Origin of the sequence: Rhizobium sp. NLR22b (genome assembly GCF_019685295.1) — a bacterium.
Classification (GTDB): Bacteria; Pseudomonadota; Alphaproteobacteria; order Rhizobiales; family Rhizobiaceae; genus Rhizobium.
Map to the genome: position 1 here is coordinate 181,449 of NZ_JABDWM010000007.1, position 15,197 is coordinate 196,645.

Consider the following 15,197-nt stretch of genomic DNA (forward strand, 5'->3'; position numbering starts at 1 on the left):
TCTTTGGAGATTCACCTGAATGAGAATAAAAGTCCTTGCTTGCGCTGCCCTGCTGATGTTGGCCGGCTGCAACGCCCCCGTATCGCAATCCGTTGCGGATTCCCAACGTGCTCCCTCCAGTGACGTCCGGCAGAACTTCATCAATATTGTATTCAAGAGGAGTTATAGACACGAAGCGGGCGAAGTGGTTTGGGCGCGGATTTCCAGTGTGGTGCTGCTTGAGCCCGAGAAAAAGATCTATGCCTACTGTGTGCGGGTCGTGCCCAAGCGCAGCTGGGGCGACTGGGCCTACCTCGGCGTCTCCTTCACGGATGGCCAAATCCTCGGCGCAACTGCGAATGACTATCGTTGCAAGGATAAGCGGCTTCACTACTACCCGTTTCCTGAGCTGACCGGCATGAAGACCTGACAGAGGGCAAAGGGCTTCGGACGGGTCATTGCCGTCTGCAGCCATGACCCCATCAACTTTGATACAGAGAATTCAAATGAAAATGAGAATACTTGCGAGCGCGGCTCTGCTGGCGCTGACCGGCTGCCAAACCGCTCTGCCTCAATCCGTTGCGGACTCGCAGCGTCCACCCTCCAGTGCCGTTCGACACGAGAATGTTGACGCTCTCCGCGGCGTCATAGAACCGGGAAACTTTCTGCGGGCTGAGATTTCCAGCGTCGTTCCGCTAAAACCTCAAGAGCAGACCTACGCCTACTGTACGCGGACCACGGAGCGTAGCAATCCAGACTGGTCTTACATCGGGTTTACTTTAAAACATAACATGATCGTGGGCGTGAAAAAAAACGAACTTCGTTGCCACGATAGGCGGCTGCGGTACTATGATTTTCCGGAACTGCGGAAAATGAAGTACTGAGGAGGAGCCGGGGCATCTGCCAGCCTCGCCGGTCCCTTCCGGGATCCTCGGAACCAGAGATCCCTTACGCCAGCGCCCATCGAGGAAGGTCGTCGAACGTGTCGAACCCATCGAATGGTCGAGGGGCGGGTAGGAGATGAGCTCCAGGCGCGAGCCGCACGCTAACGGCCGTGCGGCGGCGGCCGTCCCTTTTCAACGCACAGGGCGCGCGGCAGCCCATCGTGCGGCAACTGAATGCATGCCTGACAAATAAAAGTTCTGTGGTTGAAGGGGGTGTCCCCTCCCGCGATGCGCGCAGCAATGTTACAGCTGATGCGGGAATTGGGGATTCTTCATGAGAAAAATTTTCATTGCATTCGCGGCTGCCGCGGCGCTGGCCGGCTGCGCCAAGCGTCCTGACGCCATCGTTCAGGTCGATATTCCGATGGCGGCCTATACGAACCTCAGTTGCGGGGCGCTCGCCGCGGAATTGAGGAAAGAGAAGGCGAAGCTCGATTACCTGTCGAAGCAGCAGATCAGCGCGGCGAATGGCGATGCTTTCGGTGTCTTCCTCGTCGGCGTTCCGATCGGCAGTGTCGCTGGCGGAGACAAGGAAGGCGAAATTGCAGCATCCAAAGGCAAGGTCTCGGCTATACAGTCCGCCGGCATGAGCAAGGGCTGCAAGCTGCCCGGCTGATAGTGGTTCGTCAGGACCACTAAGAAGGCAGGCACCGGTTTACGGTCGGTGATACTTGGAAGCGGACTGCGCATCCCGCAATGCGCTCAGCGGATAGGCCGTGCCACGAAGGCAACACCTAACCCGCGAGGGCCATCCTCACACCTTGCTCAAGCGAAGACGGCCTCCCTGGAAGCATCTGCTGTCGACGCCCTGCAGTACCATACGAGCGCGACAGCCGATCCAATGGGAACTAATAGTCCAAGAAGCTGCCACCACCCGCTTCGGTTGATGTGTCGTGAAGGCGTCGGGCGGCCATGGCGATCGACGGAAGAAACTTGACCGGCGACGAGATCCGGCTGCAGCTCCCATGTTGGCGGCGGGATGATGCTTTGAGAAGACCGCAATCGCCGTCGCTCAACGCTTGACCAGAACGCGTGCCTGCACGGGCTGCTCGATGCCCTTCAGCGCCAGCATGCGCGTTTCGGCGTCTGCCGCGAATTCGGGAGCCTTCGCGGCCGTTTCGGCCGAGATCAGGATCTCGCCGGCTGCCGCTTGGGATTCGAGCCTTGCGGCCTGGTTGACAACGCCGCCGATCGCAGTGAAATCGCTGCGGAAGCTCGAGAATTCGCCGATCTGGACCTCGCCGGAATGGATGCCGACGCCGACGCCCAAGGTGCGGCCGGACAGGGCGTTGAGTGCCAGCCCGCTCAACGCCGCGGCGCAGTTGCGCTGGATCTCCTGGGCGGCGCTGATCGCGGCGCTGGCGTGATCCTTGCGGATGATCGGGAAATTGAAGATCGCCATCAGGCCGTCGCCCATTTGCTTGTTGACGATGCCGTCATGCGCCCAGATCGCCTGGGCGCAGCGATCCTGGAACAGGCTGACGATTTCGCTCAAGCGCACTGCCTCTATACGCTCGGAAAGATCGGTAAAGCCCCTGATATCGGCAAACAGGATGGTGGCGTCGACGGTGATCTGGCGCTGCTTCTTCACATATTGGAAGGAGCGCTCGCAAATCGTGCAGATATCGGGATTCATCTTGCTGCGGGTAATGCCGAAGGCGCGAAAGGGAAGCGCGAGCGGGCCGCCGATCGGGATCGGCATATGCATCTGATCCCAGCAGCCCCGGCAGATCCTGGCGCTGCCATGCCGTGCCTGCTCCGTGAAGGTGGTTTCTGTCGTCATGTCACGTGATCCAATGGCCTTGGTGAAGCTTCCGTCAACATGTGGGTTTTGGCAACTGTTGTGTTGGTTGAGGAGGTATCGTCGGCCGCGGGCGGAGCCATTGCGTTGGCCTACGGACCAACTGCGTTGGCCGTGGGATAACAGACACAGTTGTTACTCCCACTGTTCGATGCCCGATGCGAAACTATCTGCGACCAATCGCGATGCACCGGCTTTCGGACAGGAGGCGCGGGAACTCGCCCCAAAGAGGAGATTGAAGCGATGACTGCAACAGTTCAGAATGGAAAGGGCGGACAGGCCATGCGGAGGCCGCCCGTCGTGTCGCAGGAGGACTGGGAGGCGGCTCACAGGCTGCTTCTCGTGAAGGAAAAGGCGCATACGCGTGCCCGTGACGCGCTTGCCGCCGAGCGGCGGCGCATGCCGTGGATGGCCGTCGAAAAGCAATATGCTTTCGAAGGACCGCGGGGCAGGATCAGCCTGCTTGACCTGTTCGAGGGCCGGCACCAGCTCATCGTCTACCGCGCCTTTTACGAGCCCGGCGTCTTCGGCTGGCCCGAGCATGCCTGCCGCGGCTGCTCGATGGTGGCCGATCAGGTCGCCCATGTCGCTCATCTCAACGCCCGCGACACGACGCTGGTCTTCGCCTCGCGCGCGCCGCAGGCCGACATAGAGCGCCTGAAGGAACGGATGGGCTGGACGGTGCCGTGGGTGACGATCACCGACGACTTCGACAAGGATTTCGGCGTCGACGAGTGGCACGGCACCAATGTCTTCTACCGTGACGGCGAGCGCATCTTCCGCACCTATTTCGTCAACAATCGCGGCGATGAGCAGATGGGCGGCACCTGGAATTATCTCGACATCACGCCGCTCGGGCGCCAGGAAGTCTGGGAGGATTCGCCTGCGGGCTATCCACAGACCCCGACCTACAAATGGTGGAACTGGCACGACAGTTACGTTGCCGACGCCGAGCCAGACAAGAAATGGGTTGAAGTGTCAGATGCCGGCGAGGCGGCGTTCAGGGAGGAAGCAGCAAAGGCGAAATCATAGGCCGGAGCCTCGAAGGGCAAGGGCGGGTGGATGACACCGATGGAGGTCGTCCCAGGCCAATTGGAAAACCCCAGTTGCCTTGCCGGGCACCGACCATGCATAGTGGGAGGTGACTTGGAGGGGCCGATGACCAGATTGCATGCGCTTGTTCTAATGGTGCTTCTCGCGCCCGCCGCGGCGCATGCCGAACGCCGCTGCGGCTGGCTGGAGAATCCCTCGATGGCCAAATGGTTGCTCATGGACGCCGGCGGCGGCTGGACCATCATGGACAATGGCAGCGGCTACAAGGCGGCCGAGGGAATGGACAAGATCCCCGACCTGACGGCCGGCGAATTTGTCTACACCTATGCCGCGCATGGTTATGCCTGCGCCTGCATGGATGTTGACACGGACGGTGAGGAGGGGATCACCCGTATTCACTCCGTGCGGCAATTGCCGCTCTCGCGATGCCGCAACGACGCCGCGATCCGCGGGTTCCTCGATAAGGATCAGTGATCCCGGCTGCCGGTGCCGGCGTCGGACTTCCGAAAAACATAGGAAGCAAATGTTCGCTATTGTACCGGGGCGGGTGCGGCAGAAACTTTGGCGTCTCCGCTTCGTTGGAGGTCGGCTCAGAGGAGAAGACGGTGCCGCCCTTTACGCAACCGCACCCGACTCCAGGCAATTTCCGGTTTCCCGGTGAACAGCGGCAGGGCGACCCGATGATGGGAAAGATCAATGCCGAGCTTGCCGACAAGGGTTTTCTCGTTACCAGCACCGACGAACTCATCACCTGGGCGCGCACCGGCTCACTGATGTGGATGACCTTCGGTCTTGCCTGCGGCGCCATCGAGATGATGCAGATGTCCATGCCGCGCTACGATATCGAGCGCTTCGGCGTCGCCCCGCGCGCAAGCCCAAGGCAGTCGGACCTGATGATCGTGGCAGGTACGCTGTGCAACAAGATGGCGCCGGCGCTGCGCAAGGTTTATGACCAGATGCCGGAACCGCGCTATGTCATCTCCATGGGCTCCTGCGCCAATGGCGGCGGCTATTACCATTATTCCTACTCCGTCGTGCGCGGCTGCGACCGGGTGGTGCCGGTCGACATCTATGTTCCCGGCTGCCCGCCGACGGCCGAAGCGTTGCTCTACGGCATCCTGCTCCTGCAGCGGAAGATCCGGCGCAACGGCAGCACCGAGCGGTAGCTCGCGATGGCCTTACGGGATTGCTTACCATTTTCCGCACGCCCATCCTTCGCTGCGGAAACTTTCGAGCGGGAGTTGCGTTAGGACGGTGACCGGGGATGTATCCACCGGCGAGCCTGCCATGGGAGGAGGATGATCCATGAAAGTCATGATCGTTGAAGACGAGGGTTTTATTGCCCTGGAACTCGAACGTATCGCGCAGGATGCCGGGCACCAGACGGTCGGGCCGGTTTCGACCATTGAGCAGGCTCTCGCTTATGCTCCGAAAAGCGATCTCGCACTCGTCGATCTCAGTCTCGCCGACGGGGTCAGCGGCGCGCAGCTCGCACGCCGGCTGATCGACCGCTACGGCGTCGACGTTATCTTCGTGACCGGCAGTCCGGAAAGCGTCGGAAACGGCATTGAGGGCGCGCTCGATGTGATCGCCAAACCTTTCACCGACGAGAGGATCACCGGCGCACTGGCGAGGGCGCAGGCGTTGCGCAGAGACTACGAAGGCAGAAACGCTGTTTTCTGAGTGAGCAAAGTTGTATTCTTCCGTTACCATTATCACCGGGAGGCCAGGATGAAGCACGCGCTCTTTGTCGTTTTCTTCGCCCTTACCGCGTGCGCCAGCACCGCCGGCGGACCGCAGCCTCTTCCGGATAGTCTCACCTATGGCGGAAAACTAGTGCGTTCATCTTATCGTCCGGGAACGGTGGTCCAGCACACTTTTCTCGGCGCCTTCGGCTACCGGGTCTTCGAGACCTATGTCGTTCAGCCGGACGGAACGCTCAAGCTGACCTCGCAGACGACCGGGCCGGATTTCCTCTGGCGGTAAAACAGGCAGCATTTTCACCGAGGCCAGGGCTTATTGCGATATGATCGCCGGCGCATTCAATGCGCCATAGCCGACGTTGAGCCGATCGATTGCCAATTGGACGAATGCCTTGACCAGCGGCGACAGGTGCTGACTGCTGGGATAGACGACATGCAGGCCGCCGGCTGGGGTCGTGTAGCCGTCGAGGACGCGTTGCAAACGGCCGTCGGCAATACAGGCTGCGGCGGCGCCGTGCGGCAGTTGCGCGATGCCGTAGCCGGCGATCGCGGCGGCCATGACCGCCTGCATCTCGTTGGCGGCGAAGCGTCCCGATACCGCTACGGTTTCCCGAATGTCCGCGCCCTCCAGCACCCAGTGCGCATTGGCCGCCGACGGACCGGCGATGACGCAATCGTGGCTGGCGAGGTCCGCCGGCCGATCCGGTGCGCCGCAGCGCGCGAGATAGTCGGGGCTGGCACAGAGAATCCGGTAGGTCGAGCCGAGCTTGCGGGCGATCAGCGTCGAATCCTCCATAATGCCGGTGCGGAAGGCGAGGTCGATGCCGTTCTCGATGAGGTTGAGCCGGTCGTCGGACAGGTGCAACTCCACCCTGGTTTTCGGGTAAGTCGCCAGGAAATCGAACATGGTGGCGGAGAGGAAATGACCGCTGAAGCCGACGGGCGCGGAGATCCGGATCGTGCCGGCGGGCTCGGTCCGCGCCTCGGCCAGCCGAAGGTTCGCCTGCTCGAGGGTGCGAAGCGCCTCACTGCTCTCCTCGTAATAGAGGCGTCCCGCATCCGTCAGCCTGAGGCTGCGGGTGGTCCGCTGCAGGAGCCGTACACCGAACTCGCGCTCGAGCGCGGCGATACGACGGCTGACCGTCGTCTTTGGCATGGCAAGCAGGCGGGCGGCGGCGGTGAAGCTGCCGGCCTCGACCACGCGGGCGAAGACGACGATATCGTTGAGATCGAGCATTGTATTCACCAGTGGCACGATGTTTCTCATTCTTAGGCTATTATGGTTCAATGCGGCAAGCCTTACCTCTGGCTCATCGCCAACCACAAGGAGCAGAGACATGAGCAAGGAAAGAAGTGTACTGGTAACGGGCGCGACCGGACAGCAGGGCGGCGCGGTCGCACGCGCATTGCTGGCGCGGGGCCACCGCGTCAGGGCGATCTGCCGGAATCCGGAGAGCGACAGCGCCAGCCGCCTGGCCGCGGCGGGAGTCGAAGTTGTCGCCGGTGATCTCGACGATGCCGGGTCGGTGACGCAGGCTGCGAGCGGCGTGGATACGATGTTCCTGATGGGCAATAGCTACGAGGCGGGGACGGATGCGGAAACCCGCCAGGGCATCACCGCCGCGAATGCGGCGAAGGCTGCCGGTATCGGGCACTTGATTTATTCCTCCGTCGCTGACGCCGATAGAAAGACCGGCATTCCGCATTTCGACAGCAAGTTTCTGGTCGAGCAGCATATTGCCGGGCTCGGCGTTCCCTACACGATCAGCGCGCCCGTCGCCTTCATGGAAAACACCGTGGCGCCCTGGGCTCTCGACGGGCTGCGCCAGGGCGTCTACGCCGCGGCCCTGCCGTCCGGGCGCGTGCTGCAGCAGATCTGCCTTGCCGATATCGGCGCCTTCGTCGCGGCCTTGGCCGAACGGCGCGAACGGGTGTTCGGCAGGCGTTTCGACATCGCCGGCGACGAATTGTCCGGCGAGGAGCAGGTGAAGATCCTATCGGAAGTGCTCGGCCGCCCGATCGGCTATCAGGAATTGCCGATTGCCGCGATGCGGCAGCAGAGCGAGGATGCGGCGCGGATGTACGAATGGTTCGATCGCACCGGCTACGACGCCGACATCGCCTTCCTTCGCCGCGATTTTCCTGATGTCGGCTGGCACCGTTATGCCGATTGGGCACGCGGGTTTGATTGGAGCGTTCTGGATAAAGCTGGCGGCTGACGCGCTCCACGGCGGTTGACGGGTGGCAGATCCTCGGCGCAGGGCCGAGGATGCGGGAGAAGGAGGTCCGGCGGACCGACAGCGATTATCCGCTTGCGGCCGCCGATGGCGCGTTCATAATCAGCCATCGTCCTTGGGGGAGGAGGCTTTCATGCCGTCGAGTTTTCATGTCGAAAGTGCGGATGGGTACGAGCGGCTGATGGGCCGCTGGAGCCGGAAGCTGGCGCCGATGCTCATCGATTTTGCCGGGCTGGCGGATGGCGATCGCGTGCTCGACGTCGGCTGCGGCACCGGCAGCCTGGCGTTTACGCTTGCGCAAACGCCAGGCCTGCGGGAGATCGCCGCCATCGATTATTCTCCTGTCTTCGTCGAGGCGGCGAAACGGGCCAATACCGATCCACGCATATCGATCCAACAGGCGGATGCCTGCTCCTTGCCTTTCGAGGACGGCTGTTTCGACAGGGCGATGTCGCTGCTGATGCTGCATTTCGTGCCGGAGGCCGGCAAGGCGGTGGCCGAGATGGCCCGCGTCGTCCGCCCCGGCGGCGTGGTCGCCGCCGCCGTCTGGGACCATTACGGCGGTATGTCGAATATGCGAATGCTGTGGGATACGGCCGTCATGCTCGACGAGGACGCGCTGCCGCTGCGCCGCCGATATTGTTTCCAGCCGATGATGCGGCCGGGGGAAATGAAACAGACCTTCATCGCGCAAGGCCTTTCCGATGTCGAAGAAACCTCGCTCCTGGTGCGGATGGATTATCTTTCCTTCGACGATTATTGGCAGCCGATCGCGGCCGGCGAAGGGCCGCTCGGCAGGTACGTTGCGGGGCTCGAGCCGGACAAGAAAAAGGCCGTCGACGCCGCCATTCGGGCCGCCTATGAGGCCGGCGAGCCGGATGGGCCGCGATCGTTTGCTTCGGTGGCGTGGGCGTGCCGGGGCAGGGTGGCTTGAGACGGTCGGGCGGATGCGTCTGTTACGATGAAGAGGCGCAAGGGCATGCGCCAGCGCTCAAGAGCCTCATCCGCAGGTGCCTCGAAGGACGAGGCGGGTGTTGCGGCGGCGAAAAGTTGCAAAAAGCAAGGTTGAGGCGCGTGCTTCGAGTTCCGCCCTCGGGCCGCACACCTCAGCACGAGGAAAGCTGGAGGATGCCGCCAAAGGCCCGAGAGAGCCTCATCGTGAGGGGCGTTGGCGGGAGCCGCGTTCGAAAGTGCTCGCTGAATGAAATGCCAGAGCCGTCGGCGGGTTGAAACTGAAGCCGCCTACGGCAGTACATCGGAGCATCCTTCATTTTCCGCGCATGAAACCTGAGCGTTTTCAGTAGATTACAAATCGTCCATGTCGTGATATCGCCGCATTTCCTACAGATTCCCGTCGCAATCGGCTGTCAGCCTGTCACCATCAAGTGATCAGGAGGTGATCGGGCATGAGCCTCTCTTTCCCGACGATGGCGGCGATCCGTTTCGGTTATGGTTTCCGGCCGGGCGAGGTGGCGCCGCAAAGCAAGGACGAGCTGATCGGGCAATTGTCCAAAGGCGCGGCGGCAACGCCGGATTTTCCGCTCGGCGGCCCCGATATGCGTCACCGGGCGATCCTCAGCCTGCAGGCGCAGCTGAAGCAGATCCGCGAAGATGCCAAGACGGTCACCGACGATCCGACGCGGCGCGAGATGCGCAAGGCTGTGCAGCGCCAGGCGCAGCAACAATTCCAGCACGATGCAAACCTGCGGCTGATGCAGGCGGTGCTGTCGCCCTACGGCTTTTACGAGCGGCTTTCGACCTTCTGGACCGATCATTTCTCCACCAGCGCCAACAAGAGCCTGCCGATGCGCCTTATCGTGCCGCTCTACGAGGCCGAGGCAATCCGGCCGTTCATTTCGGGCAGGTTCGGCAATCTCCTGCGCAGCGCCACCGCTCATCCCGCCATGCTGATCTACCTCGACCAGGCGGATTCGCTCGGGCCGGATTCGGCGGGCGGCGTCAAGCGCAACAAGGGGCTGAACGAAAATCTCGGACGCGAACTCCTGGAACTGCACACGCTCGGGGCCGGCAGCGGCTATACCCAGGCGGATGTTACCGCCGCGGCCATGGTGCTGACGGGCCTCACCATCGACCGCAAGGAGATGGATATCGCCTTTCGGCCGACCATTTCGGAGCCCGGCACGCATGAGGTGCTCGGCGTCAGTTATGGCGGGCGCCGGCGCTCGCGCGAAGATTATCTCGACATGCTCGATGACCTCTCGGTCCATCCGAAGACGGCGGCGCATATCAGCCACAAGCTCGCGGTGCATTTCGTCTCCGACCAGCCAGACGAGGGGATGGTCTCTGACATGGCGGCGGCTTGGAGAAAGACAGATGGCGATCTCACCGCCGTCTACACCGCCATGCTCGACCATCCGGCCGCCTGGCAAAACGAGGGCGCCAAGGCGCGTCAGCCATTCGATTTTATCGTTGCCGGCCTGAGGGCGCTGAATGCGGGGCCGGTCAACGGCGTCGTCGGCAGCTTCCTGGCAGCCAATCAGCAGGGAACGGATGAGGGCGATATGGCTGCCAATACGCCCGGCATGGCGGGAGCGCCAGTGACGACGGACCCCGCCGGAGAGGCGAGGGACAAGCGGCTCAAGGCCTTTCGGGCGGCGCGGGCGTTGGGGCAGGGGGCGCTGAAGCGCATGGGCCAGACGACCTGGCTGCCGCCGAGCCCTGCCGGTTTCGAGGAAGGCTTTTCCGCCTGGATCAGCGGCAGCCAGCTCGCCGAGCGCCTGGCCTGGGCAAGGCGGGCCGCGGCGCAGTTCGGCCGCGACGAGGATCCGCGCGAGTTCCTGAGATCGACGCTTGCCGATGCCGCCCGCGACGAGACGATCCGCGTGGTATCGCAGGCGCCGAACAAGATCAGCGGTTTGACGCTGGTGCTGGCATCGCCGGAATTCAACCGCCGATAGGAGGCTCTCAATGAACCGGATTTTGCTTTCCCGCCGCGGCTTTCTGACATCGGCCTGCTGTATTGCCGCCGCCCCCCTCTTCACGCCGGTCACCTTTGCGGCGATGCCGGGCGATAATCGTTTCGTCACCATCGTCCTGCGCGGCGCAATGGACGGACTCGACCTGGTGCAGCCTTACGGCGATGCCGGCTTTGCTGCGCTCAGGCCGACCCTGGCGCTGACGCCGGACAGCGGACTTCTCGATCTTGATGGGCATTTCGGCCTCAATCCCGCCGCCGCCGACCTGATGCCGCTCTGGAAGAGCCGAGAACTCGCCTTCGTCCATGCGGTGTCGACGCCCTATCGCGACCAGCGCAGCCATTTCGACGGGCAGGACATGCTTGAGTCTGGCGGCGAACATGTCGCCGAGGAAAAGACTGGCTGGCTGAACCGGGCGCTCGCCGTCATCCCGCGGTCGGATGCGCGCAAGGCGATCGACGTCAACACGTCGACGGAACTGATCCTCTCCGGGCCGAACAATGTCGACGTCTGGGCGTCGGATTCCAATCTGGCGCCGGCGCGTGACGAGATGCAGTTCCTGGCGCGGCTTTATGCCGGTGATCCGCCCTTCGCCCAGGCGCTTGCCGAGGCGACGCGAGCCGACAGCGCGGCGATGATGGTCGAGCCGGACGGCGAGCGCGGCGAAAAGATCGGCGACGTCGCGGCGCTCGCGGCCAACATGCTGAAGGGCGACTACCGCATCGCCAGCTTCTCGATCACCGGCTGGGACACCCATATCGGCCAGGCCGGCCAGTTCAAGCGGCCGGCCGGGGATCTCGCCCAGGCGATCAACACGCTGAAGGTGACGCTGGGCTCGGAGATCTGGTCAAAGACGGTGGTACTCGCCATGACCGAATTCGGGCGTACCGTCCGACAGAACGGCTCCGCCGGCACCGACCACGGAACCGGCGGCTGCGCCGTACTTGCCGGCGGCGCGATCGACGGCGGCCGTATCCTCGGCCGCTGGCCCGGGCTCGGCGACGGGCTACTGCTCGACGACCGCGACCTGATGCCGACCGCCGACGTGCGCGAGGTGGCGGCGGCGATGCTTTACCGGCAGTTCGATGTCGGCGTGGATGATCTGACGGGGAAGATATTTCCCGGGCTGGGGTTTGATAGGGGGTCGCAGTTTTTGAAGGTGTGAGAGGTGGTTTCGCATAGCGGGATCGATCGGCCGGTGAACCAATTGCAGGGCCGGACGCTCTGAGGGAGGTGATGCGTCGGGCGACCGCCTGCTCTTGCCTGTGCTTCGCCAAGGGAGCAAGCCGCTGCCCGGCCCTTCGCTTTAGGCTCAGGGCGTTCGTCGCTGCAATCGGTTCACTGGATCGATTGCTCGGGCCGCGCCCGATCGCTCCTCACCCCAACACATCGTAAAGTCTGAAGATGAAGCTCACCTGGTAGAGCAGGTTGGCGATGACGAAGATGGTGTGGAAGCGGCGGTTCGCGGTCCAGGCGGCGATGGCGCAGAGCAGGATGTAGACGATATTGCGGGCGGGATATTCCCAGCCGAGCGAGAGGATACGCTCCGGACCTTTGATCGCCGTATCGAGGATATCGACGGCGTAGATCAGGCCGAGGATGCCGAAGAACCATTTGCGCCGTGAAATGAAATATTCCTCGTAGCCGCCATATTCCTCGAGGCTCGCCGGGAAGAGCAGGGCGCAGAGCAGGAAGAACAGGCTGCAGAAGCAGACGAGGAAGAGATAGATGCCGAAGCCGATGGCGGGCACGGCCTGCAGGCGATATTCCCACCACCAGATATGGATGATGAAGAGGAACAGCGACAGCGCCCAGCCGAGGTGAATTGGATAAACCTTCGCCTTGGCCGGATGCTGGACGATGCCGGCAACGCCAGTGAGCAGCCTTGCAAGCGAAAGGCTGATGACCATGCCCATCACCACCTTGATATGAAGGAAGACTTCCGGCGAGCTGACCGTTTCCATCGTGTCGATCCTGGCCTGTCACTCCTCGGGGACTTGCTTGGGCTTGCCCTCTTCGTCGAGCGCCACCATGATGAAGGTGGCGGCGGTGACCTTTTCCATCTTGGCATAACGCGAGCGGTGCGCCCACGCTTCGACGATCAGCGTAATCGATGTGCGCCCGACGCGGTCGATATCGGTATAGACCGACAGCGTATCGCCGATCTTGACCGGCAGTTCGAAGGCCATCTCCTTGACGGCGGCGGTGACGACGCGGCCCTTGGCGCGCTCGGCGGCACGAATACCGGAGGCAAGGTCCATCTGCGCCATGACCCAGCCGCCGAAAATATCGCCGGCCGGATTGGCATCGCCCGGCATGGCGAGCGTGCGCAGCGTCAGTTCGCCTCTCGGCTTGGCGGCATCGGTCATGGAAGGTTCCCTCAGGCTGGGTGTTACGATTCTGCAGCCACGTTAGGCGAACTCGTTGTGTCGACCAATCCCTTTCGGTGCCAGCGAAGGCGGCGGTGCAAATATCGCGACCGTCACCGAGCTGAAATCTCAATCGATTTCAGCTAGTTGAATTTTACAACCGACACTTCAGCTTGCGTTATTTAATTATCTTCTAATAAAACTTTACGCTCCAGTAATTGAGGTGGTTCACAATGAAAGCGGTCTCATATCCAAGAATCGCCGGGAACCCTCATGCGTAACGTCAAGATTTCCACCCGTCTTTACTGCCTCGTCGGCTTCACGCTTGCCGTGCTTGCGGCGACGATGGTCTTCTTTCTGAACTTTTCCTATTCCGAGCTGGAAGCGGAGCGGAAGGCGGGGCTGGAGAAGATGGAGGCCACGGCGCTCGGCATCTTCGACAAATATTACAAGATGGAACAGGCGGGCACGATGACCCGCGAGCAGGCGCAGGCGGCCGCCAAGGACGTGATCGGCGCCATGCGCTACGGCGCCGACGGCTATTTCTGGATCAACGACATGCGCCCCGCCATGGTGATGCACCCGATCAAACCGCAACTGAACGGCACCGATATCTCCCAGATGAAGGACCCGACCGGCAAGTTCCTGTTCGTCGAGTTCGTCAACAAGGTGAAGAAGGACGGCAAGGGCTTCGTTGATTATTACTGGCCGAAGCCGGGCGCCGATGAGCCGGTGCTGAAATATTCCTATGTCGCCGGTTTCGAACCCTGGGGCTGGATCGTCGGCACCGGCGTCTATGCCGATGACCTGGCGGCGCTCTATCGCCAAAATGCGATCTGGGCGGCAGTGCTCTGCCTGCTTGGTGCGGCCGCCACCATTGCGATCGCCTATGCCATCGTCCGCAGTGTAACGGCGCCGATTGCCCGGCTGAAGACGGCGATGAACGCGATTGCTGCCGAGGAAGCATCCGTCGAGATCGCCGGCAGCGAGTGCCGCGACGAGGTGGGACAAATGGCCAAAGTGCTGCTGGTGCTGCGTGACTCCGTCGACGAACGCAGGGCGCTACGCGGCCGCGAAGACGAGCGGCAGCGGCAGATCGAGGACGAGCGCCGCGGCAACGAAGCGAGCCTGCGCTCGGCTTCCGAGCGGCAAAACCGCGCCATGCAGGCGCTCGGCGTCGGCCTGGAGAAGCTTGCAAGCGGCGACCTCACCGTTGCAATCGGCGACATCGGTGAGGACTACGCCAAGCTCAGGAATGATTTCAACGCGGCCGTCGATGCGCTGAACGGCGTCATTCATGCGATTTCCGAATCAAGCCGGGTAGTCAACGACAGCGCATCCGACATCAGTGAGGCGACCGGTAACCTGTCGAAGCGCACCGAGCAGCAGGCGGCCGCACTCGAAGAAACGGCGGCAGCGCTCGACGAAATCACCGCGACGGTCAAGACCGCGTCCGAGCGGGCGAACGAGGCGCGCGAGATGGTGGCCGAAACCAAGGCGAGCGCCGGCCGCTCCGGCGACATCGTCCGCAACGCCGTGACCGCGATGGGCCGGATCGAGGAATCCTCCAGCCGCATTAACCAGATCATCTCTGTCATCGACGAGATCGCCTTCCAGACGAATCTGCTGGCGCTGAACGCCGGCGTCGAGGCTGCGCGGGCCGGCGAGGCTGGCCGCGGCTTCGCTGTCGTCGCCCAGGAAGTGCGCGAACTTGCGCAGCGTTCCGCCAATGCGGCCAAGGAGATCAAGGAACTGATCAGCCGCTCGGCTGCGGAAGTCGAAGGCGGGGTTGCGCTGGTGCGCTCGACAGGTGACGCGCTGCTGGAGATCGAGGCACTGGTCAACCAGGTGAACGACCATGTCGCCTCGATCGCGACGGCGGCGCGCGAGCAGTCTACGGGCCTCAACGAGATCAACAGCTCCGTCAATCACATGGACCAGATGACGCAGCAGAACGCTGCGATGGTCGAGGAGACGACGGCGGCCAGCCGCACGCTCGCCGACGAAAGCACGCAGCTGAAGACGCTGCTTTCGAATTTCCGCCTGCGCGAGGCGGGGCGGCGGGCCGAGACCCGATACACACGGGCAGCGTGAGAAACAGCAGAAATCAAAGGCCGGGCGACCGGCCTTTTTCATTTCCACCGCCTTCAGATTGTGCCGGTAAGTTTTCATTCA

17 protein-coding genes and 1 pseudogene are annotated in these 15,197 nt (G+C 62.5%); 13 read left to right on the forward strand and 5 right to left on the reverse strand.

Translation table 11 applies throughout. The annotated features are described in order from the left end of the window. The first annotated feature begins 19 nt into the window (after positions 1 to 19). The 3 genes from HJC00_RS13775 to HJC00_RS13780 all read left to right on the forward strand — a co-directional run bounded on the left by HJC00_RS13775 (position 20) and on the right by HJC00_RS13780 (position 1,539). A complete protein-coding gene (locus HJC00_RS13775) occupies positions 20 to 409 on the forward strand; it encodes a hypothetical protein (RefSeq protein ID WP_210630921.1) in 390 nt (129 codons plus the stop codon). A 76-nt stretch (positions 410 to 485) separates the two neighbouring features. Next, complete coding sequence (locus tag HJC00_RS32535) at positions 486 to 863, forward strand: hypothetical protein (protein ID WP_221153503.1); 378 nt, start codon at positions 486 to 488, stop codon at positions 861 to 863. Positions 864 to 1,197: 334 nt separating this feature from the next. After that, entirely contained in the window at positions 1,198 to 1,539 is a 342-nt protein-coding gene (locus tag HJC00_RS13780) for a lipoprotein (protein WP_221164199.1), read from the forward strand. A 149-nt stretch (positions 1,540 to 1,688) separates the two neighbouring features. Here the strand turns inward: HJC00_RS13780 and HJC00_RS32540 are convergent. Both HJC00_RS32540 and HJC00_RS13785 read right to left on the reverse strand, forming a co-directional pair. Further along, positions 1,689 to 1,879 (reverse strand): annotated as a pseudogene (locus tag HJC00_RS32540) (DUF805 domain-containing protein); the annotation flags it as partial. Positions 1,880 to 1,935: 56 nt separating this feature from the next. Next, entirely contained in the window at positions 1,936 to 2,706 is a 771-nt protein-coding gene (locus HJC00_RS13785; protein ID WP_221145331.1) for an adenylate/guanylate cyclase domain-containing protein, read from the reverse strand. 261 nt (positions 2,707 to 2,967) lie between these two features. Here HJC00_RS13785 and HJC00_RS13790 point away from each other — a divergent pair, with 261 nt between their 5' ends. From HJC00_RS13790 to HJC00_RS13810, 5 genes are all read left to right on the forward strand, one after another. Further along, positions 2,968 to 3,756, forward strand: coding sequence for a DUF899 domain-containing protein (locus tag HJC00_RS13790; RefSeq protein ID WP_210630924.1), 789 nt, complete (start codon positions 2,968 to 2,970; stop codon positions 3,754 to 3,756). A 126-nt stretch (positions 3,757 to 3,882) separates the two neighbouring features. After that, positions 3,883 to 4,251 (forward strand): DUF4087 domain-containing protein, encoded by a 369-nt coding sequence (locus HJC00_RS13795; RefSeq protein WP_221164200.1) that lies wholly within the window; start codon positions 3,883 to 3,885, stop codon positions 4,249 to 4,251. Positions 4,252 to 4,382: 131 nt separating this feature from the next. After that, on the forward strand, positions 4,383 to 4,943 hold the full coding sequence (locus tag HJC00_RS13800) for an NADH-quinone oxidoreductase subunit B family protein (protein ID WP_282615039.1): 561 nt from the start codon (positions 4,383 to 4,385) through the stop codon (positions 4,941 to 4,943). A gap of 139 nt (positions 4,944 to 5,082) precedes the next feature. After that, entirely contained in the window at positions 5,083 to 5,460 is a 378-nt protein-coding gene (locus tag HJC00_RS13805; protein ID WP_210630926.1) for a response regulator, read from the forward strand. A 48-nt stretch (positions 5,461 to 5,508) separates the two neighbouring features. Continuing rightward, entirely contained in the window at positions 5,509 to 5,763 is a 255-nt protein-coding gene (locus HJC00_RS13810; RefSeq protein ID WP_221164201.1) for a hypothetical protein, read from the forward strand. 30 nt (positions 5,764 to 5,793) lie between these two features. Here HJC00_RS13810 and HJC00_RS13815 read toward each other — a convergent pair whose 3' ends face one another. Continuing rightward, complete coding sequence (locus HJC00_RS13815) at positions 5,794 to 6,717, reverse strand: LysR family transcriptional regulator (RefSeq protein ID WP_221153562.1); 924 nt, start codon at positions 6,715 to 6,717, stop codon at positions 5,794 to 5,796. Positions 6,718 to 6,817: 100 nt separating this feature from the next. Here HJC00_RS13815 and HJC00_RS13820 point away from each other — a divergent pair, with 100 nt between their 5' ends. From HJC00_RS13820 to HJC00_RS13835, 4 genes are all read left to right on the forward strand, one after another. Further along, the gene (locus HJC00_RS13820) at positions 6,818 to 7,699 is read left to right on the forward strand and encodes an NmrA/HSCARG family protein (protein WP_210630928.1); all 882 of its coding nucleotides are present in this window, start codon (positions 6,818 to 6,820) and stop codon (positions 7,697 to 7,699) included. A 151-nt stretch (positions 7,700 to 7,850) separates the two neighbouring features. After that, positions 7,851 to 8,651 (forward strand): class I SAM-dependent methyltransferase, encoded by an 801-nt coding sequence (locus tag HJC00_RS13825; RefSeq protein WP_210630929.1) that lies wholly within the window; start codon positions 7,851 to 7,853, stop codon positions 8,649 to 8,651. Between the two features lie 472 nt (positions 8,652 to 9,123). Next, a complete protein-coding gene (locus HJC00_RS13830; protein ID WP_221164202.1) occupies positions 9,124 to 10,635 on the forward strand; it encodes a DUF1800 family protein in 1,512 nt (503 codons plus the stop codon). A gap of 10 nt (positions 10,636 to 10,645) precedes the next feature. After that, positions 10,646 to 11,818: a DUF1501 domain-containing protein gene (locus tag HJC00_RS13835; RefSeq protein ID WP_210630931.1), complete on the forward strand. Its 1,173-nt coding sequence runs from the start codon at positions 10,646 to 10,648 to the stop codon at positions 11,816 to 11,818. A 211-nt stretch (positions 11,819 to 12,029) separates the two neighbouring features. Here HJC00_RS13835 and HJC00_RS13840 read toward each other — a convergent pair whose 3' ends face one another. Both HJC00_RS13840 and HJC00_RS13845 read right to left on the reverse strand, forming a co-directional pair. Further along, positions 12,030 to 12,617: a hypothetical protein gene (locus HJC00_RS13840; protein ID WP_210630932.1), complete on the reverse strand. Its 588-nt coding sequence runs from the start codon at positions 12,615 to 12,617 to the stop codon at positions 12,030 to 12,032. Positions 12,618 to 12,635: 18 nt separating this feature from the next. After that, positions 12,636 to 13,022, reverse strand: a complete 387-nt coding sequence (locus HJC00_RS13845) for an acyl-CoA thioesterase (RefSeq protein WP_064803309.1) — start codon at positions 13,020 to 13,022, stop codon at positions 12,636 to 12,638. A gap of 273 nt (positions 13,023 to 13,295) precedes the next feature. Between HJC00_RS13845 and HJC00_RS13850 the strand changes: the two genes are divergently transcribed. Next, positions 13,296 to 15,116: a methyl-accepting chemotaxis protein gene (locus HJC00_RS13850; protein WP_210630933.1), complete on the forward strand. Its 1,821-nt coding sequence runs from the start codon at positions 13,296 to 13,298 to the stop codon at positions 15,114 to 15,116. Positions 15,117 to 15,197 lie beyond the last annotated feature (81 nt).